The 18667-nt window shown below is 44.4% G+C and carries 9 protein-coding genes; 5 read left to right on the top strand and 4 right to left on the bottom strand.

Annotation, left to right across the window (positions count from 1 at the left end; all coding sequences use genetic code 11):
* The first annotated feature begins 17 nt into the window (after positions 1 to 17).
* The 4 genes from IPJ71_10370 to IPJ71_10355 all read left to right on the top strand — a co-directional run bounded on the left by IPJ71_10370 (position 18) and on the right by IPJ71_10355 (position 9063).
* Entirely contained in the window at positions 18 to 5951 is a 5934-nt protein-coding gene (locus IPJ71_10370) for a hypothetical protein (GenBank protein ID MBK7844083.1), read from the top strand.
* Positions 5952 to 6311: 360 nt separating this feature from the next.
* Complete coding sequence (locus IPJ71_10365) at positions 6312 to 6932, top strand: hypothetical protein (GenBank protein ID MBK7844082.1); 621 nt, start codon at positions 6312 to 6314, stop codon at positions 6930 to 6932.
* Between the two features lie 697 nt (positions 6933 to 7629).
* Positions 7630 to 8706 (top strand): hypothetical protein, encoded by a 1077-nt coding sequence (locus IPJ71_10360; protein ID MBK7844081.1) that lies wholly within the window; start codon positions 7630 to 7632, stop codon positions 8704 to 8706.
* 12 nt (positions 8707 to 8718) lie between these two features.
* On the top strand, positions 8719 to 9063 hold the full coding sequence (locus tag IPJ71_10355) for a hypothetical protein (GenBank protein MBK7844080.1): 345 nt from the start codon (positions 8719 to 8721) through the stop codon (positions 9061 to 9063).
* Here the strand turns inward: IPJ71_10355 and IPJ71_10350 are convergent.
* The 4 genes from IPJ71_10350 to IPJ71_10335 form a co-directional block, all read right to left on the bottom strand.
* Complete coding sequence (locus IPJ71_10350; GenBank protein MBK7844079.1) at positions 9060 to 10586, bottom strand: hypothetical protein; 1527 nt, start codon at positions 10584 to 10586, stop codon at positions 9060 to 9062. The genes IPJ71_10355 and IPJ71_10350 overlap by 4 nt on opposite strands.
* On the bottom strand, positions 10583 to 11251 hold the full coding sequence (locus IPJ71_10345; GenBank protein MBK7844078.1) for a response regulator transcription factor: 669 nt from the start codon (positions 11249 to 11251) through the stop codon (positions 10583 to 10585). Before IPJ71_10345 ends, IPJ71_10350 begins: the two co-directional genes overlap by 4 nt.
* A gap of 119 nt (positions 11252 to 11370) precedes the next feature.
* Positions 11371 to 11721, bottom strand: a complete 351-nt coding sequence (locus IPJ71_10340) for a DUF4087 domain-containing protein (protein MBK7844077.1) — start codon at positions 11719 to 11721, stop codon at positions 11371 to 11373.
* A 353-nt stretch (positions 11722 to 12074) separates the two neighbouring features.
* Positions 12075 to 18125, bottom strand: coding sequence for a hypothetical protein (locus IPJ71_10335; protein ID MBK7844076.1), 6051 nt, complete (start codon positions 18123 to 18125; stop codon positions 12075 to 12077).
* 173 nt (positions 18126 to 18298) lie between these two features.
* Here IPJ71_10335 and IPJ71_10330 point away from each other — a divergent pair, with 173 nt between their 5' ends.
* On the top strand, positions 18299 to 18652 hold the full coding sequence (locus IPJ71_10330; protein MBK7844075.1) for a two pore domain potassium channel family protein: 354 nt from the start codon (positions 18299 to 18301) through the stop codon (positions 18650 to 18652).
* Positions 18653 to 18667 lie beyond the last annotated feature (15 nt).

Here is an 18667-nt window from a genome sequence, read left to right as displayed (position 1 = left end):
AACGAGGTTTTTTAAAAATGGATAAAACTAAAAATGTTAGTAGGCTTTTAGGTTTCGCACTGCTGTCGATCTCAGCGTTTTCGGCGCTCGCAAATGATATGCAAGGTGCGATTCCTATTCCCATAGGAAAGACTTCTGAATCAGTCACGCAACTGCGTATTAATTTTCCCGAAGGGATCGTTAAAAAGGATGCCTTTAGAGTCAATTGTGTTCCTGAGTCGAAAGGATCCTCGAGTTGGGCCGATAACGATACCAAATGGACGTATAATTTTGAAAGCGGCCGCGAATTTGAAAGTTCTCGCTTGCCTGGCGGAGCAAGCTGTGAGGTTTTTCAGACGGAAGAACTTCAGTCTGTCAAAGGGCGCGTTTGGAAATCTGGCACGATCAACTATTCCTTCTATGTTGCTGGGCCAAACGTTAAGGAGGTGATTCCCGCATCTGGTTTTCACAATGCACTTCGGGAAAAAGAACCTGTTGTCCTTGTCGTTTTTGATGGAGACATAGATCGAGATCAATTCTTTTCAAAACAGAGCGGTTATTTGAGTTACCTTAGTCGCAATGCCCCAGCTGAAAAATTGAATCTCTCCCCCGTTCCAAAGGAGCAGGCTGAGGAGCTATTTGCTCATTTTAAAGCCAACGATTATCTCTATGGAGCTGAATACAAAAGCGGAAATTGGGTGCTGGCAACTCTCAACCGTTCGTTGATTCCCGGATCTGAAGTGAGTGTCAATATTCAAAATGTGACCAGCGGGTACAAAGCTAATATTGTTTCCGAGCAAAAGTTTAATCGCAAATTTCAAGTTAGAAGCAATTTTAAAGCTGAGCTCAGTTGCACCAGTTCAACGACAACAGGGACTCCATGCTTACCTAAGTCTCCGATTGTAGTTTCGCTTAATGGAAAAGTGAAATGGGCGGATATTAAGGATTCCTATATTGAGTATATCCCATACAAATCAAAAGATAAAAAGCCTGTGCGGGCGACGCCTGTGACTCCACAAAGCGATGGCGAAGGATGGCTCAATACAGCTATCAACAGCTTAAGCGAAACTCTTCCTATTTTGGCGCGATTTAGTGACACTCTCGTTGAGTCGATTTCCTTTGAAGTCGAAGTCGAGCCGGAAACGGACGCCAATGTCGTTCTTCCCTCCAATTTGAAAGATATTGAAGGTCGCCGATTAGCTGAAAATAACAGTAAATTTCGGGTCCGCGTTGGTTCAATGGCCGAAATGATGAGAATACCCCAGCCACTTTCTTTTTTTGAAAGAAAAGCTGGCGGGAAACTATCTCTTCCGGTCGCCATTGTGAATCTCAATCAGAAAATCTCTATTCGGAAAACAGGACAGAACAAAGCTGACTGGAAGCCGATCAGCGACATTCCTACCATCATTGATGTCATTCGTGCTTATGAGGTTCGCGGTGATTATCGTAGGACCAGCCAATATGTGAGCCCACTCATCAAGTTTAAGTCTACACAAGTGGACATGACTCTATCTGGCCAGAAAAACAGAGGGACCTTCATCCAAGTTCCCTTTTCATCTAACGGAAATGGACAAGTAGGTGGTTTCTACGCCATTGAAGTCTCCAGCCCCTCCTACGAGAAGCTCAGAGGAGCAGACATGGGAGAGGGATACTATTTTAACCCCCGATATACTCTCGCTCAGGTCACAGATCTTGCGGCTCACGTTAAAGTGGGAAATAGCAATTCTCTCGTTTGGGTCACTCGATTGTCAGATGGGCTCCCTGTGCCAGATGCACAGATTGAAATCTACAACTGCCTTGGACAAAAGATGTCTAGTGCCACATCTGATGTGAACGGTCTCGCCACCGTGAAAAATCAAGAGTGGGCATCCGATTGTGGATCCAACGAGAACTATTCAAGCTATTTGAGTAAGAACCATTTTTATGCTGTTGCCAAGACATCTGATGATTTCACGCTCACTCACTCCTCGTGGTCAAGTTCTCGCTCCTATGCCCTTGGAGCTCCGGGCGTTGAATATTTTTACAACGATATCATCGAGAATGCTCCGTTTTACCATGGCGTCATAGGAGTAAATCTCGTCAAGCCCGGTCAAAAAGTGCCCGTCGAAATACACGCGAAATGGCCAAATGAAAAGGGCTTTCTCAGTGTTCCTTTGGAATCTCTTCCTAAACATGCAAAACTTGTCAGTATTGATGATGACAAGCTTTTTTATGAATTCGACCTCAATTGGAATTCTGATCGAGCTTCGTTCACATGGAATGTTCCAAATGATGGATCGGTAAAGTTAGGCCGTTACGACATTCGTTTACTAGCACCAAATGGAAAGAGCGAAGTGGCAGTCAATTCCAACGGAGGAATTGAGGTTGCCGAGTTTAGGGTTCCCCTGATGTCGGGTGTTCTCTCTTTTCCAACGGCTCCTCTGGTTTTACCCAAGGTTATTTCTGTGAATGGGGTCATTCGTTACGCCAATGGAGTTGGAGCCAAGGACCTTGCTGTTGATTTATCATATTACTTCGAACCAACAAACTTGAGATTCGATGGGTTTGATGGATTTTCATTTGGGTCAGGGCTTGTTCGAATCCAAAATCAAGAAAATCCCGTGAAGGAGCTTCCCGATAGCAATAGACCAGAAACAATTTCAGGTATTCGCACGAACAAGGATGGTGCCGTTGCTCGAGATTTGGCAAGCGAAGTCCTAGGCAGTGGCAAGACTGTGGGGGAGATACTTCAAACGATCGACCGCCCCCAAAGACTAGTCACCCGTCTGCGATATCAAGATCAAATGGGTGAGTATCAAACGCTTTCTCGGGGTAAGGATATTTTCAATGCCCATTCCTTCATTGGATCGAAATTAATAGGCGGCGATCCAGCCAAAGCTCAACTGCAAGTTGCTGTGGTAGATGTAAACGGAAAGAATATCACTTCAGGAGCCTCGGTTGCTGTGAGCCTCTATTCGGTTGAATCCAAGGTGATCGGTGAAGAACTTTACGGTGGATTGATAAAGAACACGGTGGAGAGAGAGCTCAAACCATTGAACTATGGCGGCTCGTGTGCTGTTCAAGGCAATATGGTTTGTAGTATTCAAAAACTCAAAGCCGGAAGTTATGCCTTTCAAACGACTGACAATGGAACGAAGCAATCAGCGCACGTTCTATTCAAGGTTGATAGCTCAGGAAGAGTCTATGATGAAGGGGATTACTATTCGGAGGGAGATGAAGACTCTCAGAGACAACTTCCGCTTGCCCTCAATAAGCCTCTTTATAAGGGCGGAGAAAAGGCATTGGTGAGTTTTCCGGCGCCGTTCAAGCAATGTTCAGCTCTCGTGACCGTCGAGCGAAGTGACGTGATAGACGCCTATGTCTCGCTCAATGCCTGCGAACGTGGATCAGTCGAAATACCTGTTGATGCAACTTTGGCACCCAACGCCTTTGTTTCAGTTTATGCCGTCTCAGGTCGACTTTCCGCAATTCCAGTCGTCTTAGGTGAACTTGATCTTGGACGACCCAATTATCGGCTCGGATTTGCCAACATGAAAGTTGACTGGAATAAATACAAGGCAAAGGTTGAAGTAAAAACGAACAAAGAAAAGTATGAACCTCGCGAAGAGGTTGAAGTCCAGGTCAGTGTTGAATCAGACAGTGGATCACTTGGGACTGGAAGCGTAACCCTGGTTGCCTTAGAGGAGAAAATTCTTCAACTAAAGGCCAATGACTCTTACAAGATACTCGACGCGATGATGCAACTCCGCAGTCATGATGTTGTTACCGTCACCCCGCTCGAGCGTATTGAGACCGTATCTGCGAGCGACTCTGCAGACGTTCTTATTGGAGCTGCAGAGAGGGCGCGTAAAGGGGGAGACGAAGGAGGAGATGGATCATCTTCTAACGAACTCAAGCGAAGAATCTTTGATGCCTTGGTTGCGTTTGAATCGAATGTTCCCGTCGTTAATGGGCAGGCGAAAATCAAATTCAAAACCAATGACAATCTCACAAGATATAAGATATTTGCGATCGTCAGTAGTACGAACAATAAGTTTGGTTTGGGAGAGGCTTCTTATCTGACCGAAAAGGATACTCAATCCTATTCAAATATTCCGTCAGTTGCCTATTCTGAGGACAAAATCCCCTTACGCGTTACTTTACAGAATAACACCTCCAAAAAACAGACCTACAGAGCAGAGGTGACATCTACGGCAAAAGATAGTTCTGGAAATGCTCTGGAGACGAAGAGTTATTCGAAAATTGTTTCCCTGGAAAAGGCCAATTCAGTGGCGGTTGAAGTGGGTGAAATGACTTTTCCTGAGGGAGCTGAAAGAGTCGAATACCTTGTCCGAGTCTATGACGAAACTGGGAAATTGGTTGATTCGATGTCGCCAGAGGCCCAGGTTGTTTTGCCGAATGTTCCTCTGGCCATTCATCACTCCTACCTTCAACAAATTGAAAAGAGTGGAGCTCTCAATCTAAGCCTAAACAAGGAAGCCACTGCTCTTCCCAACCAGGGGGAGATCAACATTGCGCTCTCCAGCAGTCTCGTTGGCGGCGCTCTCGATCAAATTGACAAGCGTATCGATCAGAACACCTTTGCCGATTTCTTTATTGAGTCGAGGGTTTATAAGGCGCTCCTGAAAAGTAGTGCGAAGAATCCCGCACAGTTGAAGAAGGCCTTAGAGAGTTTGATTGGCTACGTCGACTCAAATGGTCTTGTTAAGTATTCTCCACAAGCTCAACGTGGAGATGTTTGGCTAACAGCCTCTATTATTAATGTTCTTCAATCACAGAAATGGGCGATGAATTACGTTCCACCGTCTCTCACTTTGGCTTGGAAGCAAGCTGTGACCGCAGTTCTGAACAAGACACTCAGTCCAGACTACGTTGGAAAAACTCCAGCCCATTGGATTCGAGCTCAGTCTGTCATGGGTGTTGCGGCTTTCGCATTTGGCGACCAAAAACTAGAGGATATTTCTCGGAAAGTCGCTGGGAGTATTCTTAAAACCCTTGCTACTAACAAGACTGCCTTTGGTGAAGTGATTGAGAATTGGAATAACGGTTCCTTGCTAGACCTTTGGCTTTTTGAAGTCCATGCCTTGCCAGAGAGTGCTCTTGCGTCTCCTCGCTACGTGCAACTGACAAACCCATCTCGTCTCGCGTATGCCGGGAATTCTGCATCTCTTGTAGGGAAACCTGAGTTTTTGTGGGATGCGGTTTACTCGGATCAAACACTTGAAACTTCCAAGCTTCTTTATGGATTGGCCCGTCTGAAGGGAGATTCAAGTATTGCCCGAGCTTTGGCCGCCGGCCTGGTAAATGCGAGTGGAAGTGAGTGGTATGGTCTCCGAACAATGGCTTGGGTCGCGGGAGGTCTTAGAGGATTTGGAAGCACCTATGAGTCTGAGGCCGTGAAAGGACAATCAAGAATCGAGCTTGTTGAGGAAAGGCAATCTCATCAAGTAGATTGGGATGCCACCTCACCGATGAGGGTTCTCAACTCTCCTTGGAAATCAGATCGGGAATCGGTTGTGGTCAGCCATAGCGGACTAGGTTACCCATGGGTTTCTGTTCAGGGTTTGACGGCTGTTCCGTTAACTTCTGCTCTAGGTCAAGGCTTGTCCCTAGAAAAGGAAGTTAAAAACGTAACAAGTGGTTCGAGTGCCAACTATCAGCCGGGGGATATTATTGAAGTAACTCTTAAAATTAGCGCTGCTTCAAATACCTCGCATGTGGCTCTCTCAGATCCAATTCCTTCGGGGAGCAATATTCTCAGCGAGGCCTATGGATTCTACAGCTCTGGTGAAAAATCATACCGAGGATACAAGCTCTATTTTGAGTACTTGCCTCAAGGAAAGACAATTGTAAAATATCAATATCAATTGAACAATCCCGGTACATTTAAGCTTCCTCCGACTCGTGCAGAAGGCTTGTATATACCGAGCATATTTGGCGAGGTACCCAACGGTACTGTTGTTGTGAAGTAGGCTTCGAAGGGTATTTTTTGAACGGACTCTGTTTGAGGTGGTTTGTCGCGTAGACGGACCACCTCTTTTTTTGGAGAATTTAAAACTTATGAAATGTTTGCCTAATTCTTTTTAGAAGCGGGTTCCAAGGCAGGAAATCGAAGATGTGATAGAGTTTATATGATAATTGGAATTCCTTACATAAATAGAGGATTGACGCTTGACACCGCATAATGCATCGAATAAGCATTCCTCACTTTTTTCATAGGAACTTGTGTGGACTTTTTAAGTGTTATTTTCTCACCTTTCAAGGTCATATCGATTTTTTTGATATGTATGTTCTCCCACCACGCGTTTGGTTTAGAAGTCCTTGTTCAGAGAATGAACAACCGCCCAGGACAAGCTATTGATAGTGATATTGATATATTGGGATTAGTTTATGATGGAAAGATTATTTGGACTTTTGGGTCCTATTCAAGCTCGGATAGCAGAGATCATGTTGTCGCCAATTTAGATTGGCAATACAGCGGTGGAAGAGCTGGAGTTTTGATTATTGCCAATGAGGTCAATCTGGCTTTCGAGGGTGAATCTCTGATAACCTTAGGTTCCATTTCAAATTCTGACCGAAGTAAAATTGATAATTTAAGAGACAATGAATATGGCCCTATCAGTAGCATCCTCATAAGCATTGACTTGAATCCGTCAGTCCTTGAGGTCGCGTTTCGGGAATCAACCGGGCTTGAGTGGCCTGTATTTCGCTGGAGTACCGATCATCGTGATGCAGAGCGGTTTAGGTGGCGATATGAATCGCTTGAGGTGAGTTTTGATGAATTTAAGCTGGTGATGAAACAGCGGATGCCTCAACTCTTGTTTAGGTCTTACAAAGAATTTCATGACGTGCGAACTGGCTTTGATCCAGCCCCTCTAGCTAGACCAGTTTCTGCTAAAATTGTTCGTCCTTTTTGGGCAACATGCCGCCGGTTGGTATCTAAGATCAGGTAGGCCGGTGCATTGTCTCCGTTCACGGGCAACTTAAAAGTACCCATATTGATTTAGGTCGAAGAGAGTGATTTTTCCAGAATTAGGGGCCAACCGTCTGGGCTACTGAGGCATTCTGGCTTTTTGCGTGTTGACCAAACTTGTAAATAGTCACGAGTTTATGACCAAATTTGGAGTAGAGGCTGAGTTATGGAAACTTTTGCTGTGGTTGCCTTACTAGCCAAGATGCTGGAATTTAATGCATTGTCAACTCTTTCGCCGGGATCTGTTGGATGGCGCCAATAGATTTGAGATTGGCATGAACTGTGCTTCATGCATTATTGAGGTATAAAGGATGGATCTACAAAAACTGCACCCCTTAGCTCTGTATGGATCCTTGAAAGCTGTATATCGATATTCGGTATTGACGGCTCTGATGTTCTTAGTTGGATCCCCTGCGATAGCTACGACCCAATCGCTGAGATGTGTAGAGCTGCTTAATATTGCTACTGGGACGAAATCTAGTCCCATTGAGAAAAACTATGAATATGGTGGTTACAAATTTTCGGTGAGAGAAATGAGCCGCGATGGTGGCATTGAGTTTCGCCCAAAAACCGCCTTTGATTTAGAATATCACAGAGTGATGGCAAGAGATTCCGCTCTGGTAGCCGAAATCGGAAGCGTTTGGCAAAAGCAAAGGTTCGCAATCCATCATAGGCCATTGAATATAGGAGAAGCTCAGGCGAGAGCACCTTTTCAAAAAAATCAGGGCTTAAGAGTTTTAGATATGCCAATCAAAATGTCTGGGGGCTCTGAATACAGAGTACCTAGGGAATTGCTGCCATTTATGGACACTATTCAACAAATAGTTGAACATTTCCATCGTATCGCGCCGCCAGGATTTGCTCAAAAAGCTTTCGCATATATTACCGTCGATCAGGGGATGGTGGATCCGGGAACAAGTCAACGTAAAGGTGGGGCACATGTTGATGGATTTCAAGGGGCGAGAATACATCCAAAAAATGAATTGAACTATTCTTATCTTGTGTCAAACCTCACTCCAACAGCATTTTACGATCAACCGTTTCACCTTGAGCACCTTGAGGAAAGAGTCCATGATCATTTTTTTGAAATGGATCTCCAAAAGACAGATGTCGCAAGATTTTTAACTGAGGAATATAAAATATATTTAATGAATGCGTACACTGTTCACGAAGCTACTTCAGCTCAAATGCCAGGGTTTCGGACTTTTTTACGAATTTCCTTTGACGTAAAGGAATTTGACCGACTGGGGAATACACATAACCCATTGTTTGATTATAACTGGAAAATGGCTCCAAGAGAAATCCAAAGTGGCCTCATAAAGTATTTGCCCTTATCCAAGGAACTGCAAGTAGCCATTACTGATGCGCAAAAAGGTAATACTAACGCCCTGGCTAGAAAAATTGAGGATTTAAAATCTTCAAATTTAGAAACCTTCTTTAATTTGTCTTATGAGCTTGTCAAAGCTAAAGATAGACATTTACTTTCCATTTTGTTGCCGCATCTAATTAAGCTATCTGGCCATGACGTGCGAGCGGTCCGACAGCTATTTGTCGTTGCGACGGAGAGAAATGCAGATTCTTCGACCCAAGAATTATTTATTTCATCTTTGAAAAGAATAAAATGGCATATAGAACATAATTTATTTGTCGATATTCTCTTTGAGGTTCAAGCCAATGCGCCATCCCTAATCTCTGATCAAATCTTTTCAGAATTGACTAATGGAATCAAAGACGACCGCCTTAAAAAGGATTGAGCCTTTTGTTCCGTGCGGAAACTCTGGGGCTGGAATCGAATCTGTGGAGATATTATTGAAGTAACTCTAAAAATCAGATCTGCTATAAACGCCTTGCAGGTGGCTCTTTCGGATCCAATTTCTTTCGGAAGCAATATTCTCAGCGAGGCTTATGGATCCTACAGTTCTGGTGAAAAATCATACCGAGGATACAAGCTCTATTTTGAGTACTTGCCTCAAGGAAAGACAATTGTAAAATATCAATATCCGCAGAATAATCCCGGTACATTTGAACTGCCATCGACACGAGCGAAACGCTTGTATATACAAAGCTATTTGGCTCGGATCACCTCTTTTTATGGACAATTTAATACCTAGGAAATGTTTGGCTTTGAAAGTGGAAGTACGATTTCGACTTTCGCTCCAATAAGGCTTTTCTGAGAATCATATCGATTGGCGATTCCAATAGTGCCACGATAGGCCTCGCAAATAGCTCTCATTACCACTGAACCGAGTCCGACCGAGACGCGTCCATTTGGAAGTAGGTCTAACTTGCGAGTCACGCGTCGATAGCCAAATGAAGCGAGACCCTCCTGACTAAGTCCAGGACCATCGTCCTCGATCGAAAGATGAACCCTGTTCTCAGAGAGAGTTTTAAAAGAAATTTGGAGTTCTCCTTTTGCAAAAGAGAAGGAGTTCTCCAGCGCATTTCGAAAGAGGCGACGTATGAGATGGGGATCTCCAGAAAAATGAATGGGAAGGCTCTCAATATCGCTTTTGATTACAATTCTTTGATCTTGGTGAATGGACCTCAATTGGCAATCTTCGATTTCCTCTAAAAGAATTTCTGATAAATTGAAAATTTGCTGATCTCTTTGATAGCTGGGCTCCTGAACCTGGGCCAGAAATAGCAAGTCCTCAACCAAACGTCCTAGATAGTCAATTTCCTTTAGGGACAAATTCAACAGCTCCTCTTGCACTTGAGGTTCCAGCTTGTGATTTTTTGAATATAGAGTCTCAACCATACTTTTTAGAGAGGCCATCGGAGTTCTCAGATCATGAGCCAATTCCTGAAGCAATTTTGTTCTCGCTTTTTCAATACCTCGTACGTTGATCACAAGCTTTTCAATTTCGCCCGCCATAAAATTGAACCTAATCATCGCCTGCCCAAATTCATCTTTTCTATGAATAGGAAATCGAGCCTTGAGATTGCCGCTTTGGAGCTCTGTTATCACTTCGTCGGCGATCCCTATGCCCTTGCGGACACGACTATATACGATGGCAATTGTGGTCCCGATTCCCAGGATGAGTGAGCAAACGAGTGACAGTAGGCTTAAGAGTGGAAGGAGCGGTGGGGGACCGTCAACCGATGATGGCGGTCCAACAAGTAAAAATTGAGGTGGAGCACTGGCGAGCCGGATGAGCATATATTGCCCGTCTCCACCCGGAGGCCCAGAGGGCCCAGAAGGCCCAGAAGGCCCAGTCCTTGGTCCGGTGGGTTCGGTTAGCCCTGGAAGTAAGGGAGGCGGATGAGAATTTCTATCTTCAAGGTCTTCCAAAACAAGATGACTGTATTCTGCTTTCGGCTTTTGTATTCCTCTCCAATCCAATTTGAAGCGGAACAAATTTGTGAACAGGATGTTTCCATTTTGGTCAATCAGAGTCAGTTGCGGTTTTGGCTGATTTGTATGCCATGCGAGAAATTCTTGAAGACTTTCCACCTTATTGTTTGGATTAATTTTGTCAATTGTCCTAGCGATCATTACTCCGGGAAACAACTCGCGATTGGGTGACATCAAGCGAGCTAAAAAGGAGGTGAACAAAACTCCAAGAACAACAAAAATGATTAATAGAAAAAATGCGAGAAGAAAATATTTATGATAGATCTTGACACGAATCACACCCTCTCCAGCCGATAACCGACGCCATAGACCGAGGAAATTTTCAAGTCAGCGATTTCCGAACTTCGAAATTTTGACCTCAGGTGGCTCACATGCGAATCAATTGTCCGGTCGAAGATTTCACCATCCTTATCAAGGAGTTGCAGAATATTCTCTCGAGATACAATTGTGTTTGCCCTTTGAACCAAAAGAAGCAGGATATCAAATTCCCGGCGATTCATTTCGACGGGCTTTCCTTTGTGCATGACGATTCTTTGGTCGATAAGAAGGAGAAGTTCTCCAAATCTAGTTTGAGTTTCTCTCATTTGCGGCTCTCGAAGCACTGCTTTTATTCTTGCAATTAGCTCCTTGTTTCCAAATGGCTTCTTCATATAATCATTGGCTCCCCTCTGAAGAGCCTCAACGACACTGTCCTCATCAGTCTTGGCTGTTAAGATGATAATTGGAAGGCGGGACTGGGACTCCCTTACTTTGATTAAAAACTCTATTCCGCTTCCGTCACCGAGACCGAGGTCCAGAAGAACCAACGAAAGTTTCTCATTTTCGTTAGTGGCAAAAGCTGTTCTGAGGCTATTTGCCAGAAAAACTTGGTACCCTTCAGTTTCTAGATTTATTTGAATTCCCCGTGCGAGAACGGGGTCGTCTTCGACCAATAGTAAATTCACTTTCGCATGCCCCCGATATCAATATGACTTTTCGGCGTAAACAAAGTTATCTCTATTCTTGAAGTGGCCTCGAACGGGGAAAAAACAAAACTAGACAAAGGTGATCGCACGGCGATCACTTATTTTGGCTTTGGAACATTCTCGTCTTTTAAGCAGTCCTTTAGGAGCTTTGCCTTTGATTTACTGATGCTGAGGATTCTCATTGTCTCTCTATCGCTTTGACCGGAGATGCATCCACAGAAATATCCGTAATTACCGTTCATATTTACATACTGAGTATCAGGAGGAAATTCAATGGCCTCAATGCCCTCTGCCTGATATCCGCCCTGCACACCAATAATCCACTCCCCATCTTTGTCAGTGAGCCAAAAGTTTCCTGGGGTCGGGTTGTCAATCCAACCACATCTTGTTTCGCCTAAGGCCGAACTGGCAAAAAAAGCAAGCAAGGATACCATGATTAAGTTTCTCATATAGGATTCCCCCTTTTATATTTTTATGTATTGATAAGATCACATGGGATTCGCAAATCTCTCAAGTGCTTGCTGGTCTTTTGTATTTATTCTTCTGATAAATTTGGATGCTTATCCTGTGTTGGTAATAAATTCACTTATCATGTTGATTTGAGACAGATTCAGATTAATTTCTGAATTAGGGTTTATCGTGACCGTTTAAATTCCGACCACAGAACATATTCATATTTGCATTTGTTTGTGTGACGAATCTCGCCTTGATAGGGAGAAAAAAATCTGCATTGATTTGGAAAATCCCACCAAGAAACCATCAGCCAAATCTCAGAGCTGTTGTTATAGCCATTAGCAAATACCTAGTGCGTACCCCTAATCTTTAGGCGAACTCCCGCTGAATAGGCGGCAAACTCAGGCGCATACATTGGTTGAATCGTCGCAGGGCTCACTTTAAATTCTCCTGCTGTTGCAGCACGAAGGCGATATTTAAAGTTATATTCACCTTGTGGGAGCTGTTCAAAAAAGAAATTCGTCACATTGTCTCGAACTTCCTCGTACCAGTAGATTCCCAAATCCCATTTGTGTTTCGAGGTTGTGTCAGTGGGCTCAAATCCAGCACCACGAGGATCTCGCAAATGTACGTAACCGACCGGATGTTTTGATCTCAAGGAAATGTGTACTTCAATCTCGTCTCCAACTGAAATTTGCGTGCCCTCCTCTATTGGCCTCAGGGCGACTTCTTTTTTTGACTTGTCTCGCAAAAAGAATTTTCGGCTTAGATTTAAGAAATCACCTTTACTTTCTTTGGGGAGCTCTTCTGTTGAATATTGCCAGTTGGCCGATGCAAACATAAGCCCGGAGGTGGATTTTTGAACTCTAATTGGCATAAGATTCGAATTCACTTTTTCGCCCTCATAGACAATCTGATTTGCCTTTCCCAAATATCTATCAGGAGAAAATTCCATTTCGATAGGTTTTTCGCTTCCAAGCTTAACTGTTACAGCCTCTCTCTGACCCATTTGATTGGTTTTTGTGAGATAGTGAGCAAGCGAGTAAAGGACTTCGGAGGTTGCGCGTGTTGAATGCCAATGATTGAGCTTTTTGTTCAAGAAAAGCCATTGCACGATCCCATCACGTTTGCTGTCCTCAGACCGCAACTCCATGAGAGTTCTTAAAGCAAAGGCATGAGTTTCAATCGTGTCATTGTACCAGAGCCAACTGCGGTCTTCACGTGCCCAATGGGTTCCCTCGTCAGGATTGAACTTCGCAGAGTCCATAACACTGTCCCAAACTAGCTTGGCATCTTGCGTACGGTTGATCCTTTGTAAGGTCAGAGCCAAATAGCCCTTTAAATAGGGAGAGTGGAGTTTCCAATGTTTAAAGCTAAAATCCAGCATTGCCTTTCGTTCTGCCGCAGTAAAAATGCTCGTCCCCGAGCCGTTATCGGGATAGTTAGATAAAATATAATTTAAAAATGTAATTGTTTCCCAACAGCCATTGTGTGACATGCATTTGCGAACAATTTCATCAAGATAGTGTTTGTGCAAATAACCCCAGGCCCTTTCCATCATGACTTTGGGAACTTCAACACCGAATTCCATTGCTTTTGAAAAGCCATAGACAACGTAGAGCGTGATATAAGGAGATGGAGGTCCGCCGGGAAACCAGGGAAAGCCTCCAAGTGTGGTTTGCCATTTTTCAAGCTTCTGGAGAGCCAACTTGCGATTTTTATCGGCAATCCGGGAGTCCAGAACATTGATTAAATCATCTGCCGCATTCGCCCCTCCCTTTGCTTCGTTAAGCCAAGGAGTTTCTTCGAGCGACATGCGTTGGTTTGGATCAGCGGCGCTGAAGTCCTCAAATTGAGTTTTCCGCGCAGACATTTCTCTGGCCATCTTCTCTACCGATGGATACTTGTGAAAAAGAGAGGTCATGATTCCAGAAGAGATGAATTGATTTAATGTTTGCTCGATACACTCGTAGGGAGATTTCATTAAATAAGGAAGAGATGAAAGCATAGAATAGAACAACTGCGCATCAATTTGAACAGTCATCTTTTCGTTAAGGAGCGTCTTATCTTTCTTGGTCAAGAGATCCTGAAATTCGAGATGATGAGGCTCACGATCTTTGAGCGTGATAAATTTGGACTGGGCTAAGTGAAAACGACCTGGCAATATGGGCAGACTTCTAAGCTCGCCGTCGGATTGACCTTTGGATTGAGCAGTTGCTTTGACATAGAGAGTTCCAAGACCTGTAGGGACATTCAAGCTGATCGTATGAATAAATGATCTTTTGGCCGGGATTGCAAAGGGAGCAGTCAGCTCAGCTTTCTTGAGATTGTAACGTCCTGAGGCATCTGATTTTTGATCCTCTCCCAGGAGTCCAATGTCGAGTTGCCCTGAGATTTCCTTGTCTGAAGTGTTATTTACCACAAATCGCAAATTGGCATTGTCACCTTCCCGTAAAAAACGCGGAAGATAGGGCCGAACGATGAGCTCTTTGATAGTTTCCAATTGTTTGCTTGCAGTCAATCCCATTAAATCCTGGGTTATTCCTTGAAGCCACAAAGTCCATGAAGTGACCGAGTCAGGCACCTGAAATTTAATTTCGATCATACCGTTGGCGTCATTTTTCAGGTTGGGTTGAAAGAAGGCAGTCTCCGAGAAGTTGCTACGAATTTTATTGGGCTGCTCGACGGACTTGACTGTGGGGTTTTGCTTAGGAGTCTGAGGGACTGACTGATTTGACTCAGAGGGGATTTCATCCCTACTGGATTCGGACTTATTAGCGAAAAGGGAAGCCGAGCCTCCCTTTGGGCTTTTTGATTCGTCTGCAGGGGCCGCAGCGGGCGTCATCATCTTTTCCAATGAAAATGCCATGTTGCCCCCTCCTCGTCGGCCGGGGCCCCCAATGGCATAGTTTTGCATAAAAATCGCATGGTCATTCTGCAATTGCGAAAATTCAGTGGGAAAATAATAATTCGATTCAAAATAAGCATTTTGCCCATTTCCTAGCGCGATATCGGGAGAATTACTTGCAAAGCGAGTCGGATAAATGGAAAGGAAGTTGTGTGAATAATGAGGACTCAGTTGATCGAGACTCCGATCGTACATGTAGGCGAGGAGCTGAACTGAACCGGCTCTCTGTTTTTCTTTCTTTGGACCCCTGAGCCTGAGGGACCAGGTTTCACTTTGACCAGGTGTGAGTTTCTCTCGAAATCTAGAATATTCCAGATTTATCTCTTTGTTGTCCCAGGGTACAAAAATATTTTGGGAAAAAATTAAGCTTTGATAGTCGTTGATGAGCCGCAGAACAAATCCCACTCCACCGCGCTGGTCTTCAGTGATCTTCCAGTTCATCAAAAGATTGTCCTTGCTTGAATTGAGTCGTCGAGATTCTTTGACGACTCCATCTTGAAACACATCCAGTATGAGTGTTTGATTCTTAAGACCAGTCGGAGACCAGATCGAGACTTCTTCTCCGACTTTGGCTTCTGTCTTATTTATCAACAGTAAGCCTGGCAGTGCTGGACGATAAGAATTATTGGCGACTAAAAATTCGGTTTGCGTCGTAAAGATTGTGCCGTAGGAGTCCTTCGTTTCATAAATCAAACGATAGGCCCCCCCTTTTAAAGGCGGAAGAAGAATTTTTGCTTCACCCGCCTTGTCTGTTGTAACCAATGCCGTCTTGACAAAATCCTTCTGCGGCCAATCCCGAACGACAAGCGCCCAGTTGTAAGTCGGTGACCATCGAGACTGTTTGTCGTCGTCGGGTAAATAGAGACCAGCCGGTTTCAACTTTTTTATATAAGATGGAGCAGGCAGATCTGCCGGCATGACTGCCGATTTTGGCTCTGCCAAATGGACCAATTTCCAGTTGCCAGTTCCTGGTGCCGGGTCTCCAGACAAAAATCTACGTCGAAGTGTGATTTCAGCATCTTCGCCTGAGAGGACAAATTGACTCTTGAGATCGAGATGGGCTTCGATGGTCTGCAATCCCAGGGTTACTGAGTTCACGCTTGTGCGTGTTTCTCCACCGTCGTCAATCACTTCGGCATTTATCTCGTAAGTGTACTTTACCTCGCTTGCGCCAGCCTTGAGCCTTTTATCTGCTCTCGGAAAGAAGCCAATTTTGAATGTGCCATCGGATTGAACGGTTGTTTCTCCGGTTGAAATGACTTGAGCTCTTTGAAGATTTCCAAAATCCCAATAGCCAAGAAAACACCACCATGGGAAAACAATGTTGCGCTCGACAGTGTAGCGCGCCCTTCCTGAAGTCAGAGGTGACCCAAAATAATATTTTGCTTCGCCGATGATTTCAGCATTTTGGTTGAGGCGCAGCGGCTTTGTCTGAGGTTTCCAGGAGAGTTCAAAACTTGGTCGTTTGTATTCTTCGACTTGGACGTATTGATTGTCGCTGCCCGCATGGATGCTCCATCTCCCGAGAGCCCTTCCAACAGGGATTTCGAATTGGCCCCAAGCTGATCCAAATTCATCGGTCATGATTTTTTGAGTGCTCACAACTTGTCCGTTGAGGTCGTAAAGACTGACTTCCTGCTGCGTTTTGGAGAGAGTCTTAAACTTACCGGGACCTTCGAGAGGAGCGTAAAAGACGGCCTTCCAGTTGATCTTCTGTAGTGGGCGATAGATGGATCTATCTGAATAGATCATGCTGCGCGCAGAAGCAGGCTTGTCATCAGCGGCAAAGCTGTAGGATGAAAATTCCTGAAAGGTCATTTGACCCTTTTTTCTAGCAAAAGCAACAAACTGACCAGAAGAGTTAGGTGCCTGCGTCCATTTGAAAGTGGATTTTCCGAGTGCGTCAGTTGTTATTTTTTCAGCCAGTTCCGAAGGTTTGGTGTATAGGAATTTGAGGACTTCAATTTCAACCTCTTTTACGGGTGTGCCCGTGGCTCCGTCGTAAACTTCGAAGTCAACCGATCCATTTTTGGATCGATTGGCAAGTACCAGATCACCAAAAACCATCATACTCCCGCGGACAATATTCGAACTCTTTTCGAGCGTGGAATTCATAGAAACAGCCACGATATAGAATCCAGGTTCGTGGTTCGGCGGAGTGACGAAGGCCTTGTGTACGCGGAAATCTGTCGTGCTTGGAATATCAACGGACCAGGTCTTTGTTGGTACCTTTGTTCGAAGTACTTCGAGTTCCCGGTAGTCAGGATAATGGTTGTAATCCCTGTTCGCCATCATGAAATTTTTGATGTCATAGCGAAAGGAAAAGAAGTGCAATCGAGTCAAATTTTTATACAGTACCCCAATGGATCTCCGTCCTACGCCATCGACGCGCATGGCATTCATTTCCAGACTGGGACTCTTGATTCTATTTATAATATCTCGGCAGAGTTTTGCTCCCTCTGACGAGGGAAATCTTTTTGCTCCCACCTCAGCAATGTTCTTTGCCTTCAAGAGGGCATAGGGATCGTCAAATTGTTCCCAAAACTCAGAGAGAACTCCAGAACCCATAGAATACCATGGCGTATTCTGATTTTGCGCAAGCAGGGTATCGAGGTGCTTGATAATAGCGGCCTTATCCTCGGACTCAGAAAACCTGGAGTACAGTATTTTGAGGAGTTCGAGTTGGGCATCAAGCGCCGCACCCGCATTTTTTTGAGTCATATGCCAACTCTTGAGGTCGTGGAGGATAAAGGCAACCTTTTGCAGAGGGTGGATCTTTAAACTTGTTAATGAAGGCTCCTCAGAAAATTTCCCCAACATCAGGCCGGACAAGTTGAGACGGTGAATTTCATTGGATTGTTCAGGCGTCCAACCGGCTGAGTCGTTCAGAATCTCGACGAACAAATGAGTCAGAGTATCCCGAAAGGTATCTCGGATTCCAGGAGGGTAGGTATTGGCCGCAATGTAGTCATTCAACTCAGTCTTAGGAAGAACACCCAATTCCTTGCGATTGCTCCAAGCAGAATTTAGGCCTTGAATAGCCTCAAAGTACATTTCTTCAATCGTCCAGGATTTGAGGTCCTTTGCTGCCGCCGTTTGAATCTTTGTGCGCTGTCGGATTTCCCAGGAGTAGGCTTGTGCGTAGTACTGGAGCGAATAAGCATTGAAAACATTGAGAAGTACCAAAGCTCTGGGATCCTTAGGCCATGGCTTAGACCTAAAATTTTTGATTGCGGTTTCGTAATCGTGCAAACCTGTCTCAAGTTGCACGACTTTTGTGAGGACTCGCGCTTGATCAAGGGGTTCCTTGATCCGTTGACCTTCGCTCTTTAAAACATCAAGGGCGGCTTGAAGTTTCTGCTCACTGATGAGCTGTTCAACTTTTGTGATGAGGCTCTGATAATTCATTTTACCGAGAGCCTGGGCTCCACCAAAAATGGAAAAGAAAAAAGCAGTGAATAAGGTAAGTTTTTTTAAGAAAAGGGTATTCATTTCAAAATCCTCCCCTTAGATCACACAAAAATCAATTTGATTCGATGTCTCTGGGAGACAGATATGTTCAATCTTTAACTTTTAGAGATTTTAGGCGAAATGCCTAGCCTCAGCTTGCCAAAGCCAATTCACTCCAATATTTTACTTAGATGCTCCATAGACATCACAAATTAATGTGGAATTTCAGTAAATCCTTTGTTCTGAGTCTAGGAAGGCCTGTTTTTATCTATCTGGCGAGTCTTTCGATAACACTTCAAATTGGCTTTGCCGCTGCTTTCTATTTTATCGAAGTTGACAGGAATCCAGGCGTTTTAACATTTTTTGATTCGTTCTATTATACGGTGACTGTCATGACGGGTGTAGGCTTGGGCGATATCGCTTCAGTCACAACCGCAGGTCGAGTTGTTTCCTTATTTATGATGTTAACAGGAACAGTTATTTTCGTATGCTTTACGGGGGTTCTCGCAGCCTCAATTTTACAAATTGAATCTGAGCACATCCGTAAAAATGGTCGGATCACGAAGTAAACCTGGGCGTCGAGG

The organism is Bdellovibrionales bacterium (assembly GCA_016714165.1).
GTDB lineage: Bacteria > Bdellovibrionota > Bdellovibrionia > Bdellovibrionales > UBA1609 > JADJVA01.
Note: the sequence above shows the minus strand (reverse complement) of the source record. Positions and strands in the feature narration are given on the sequence as shown.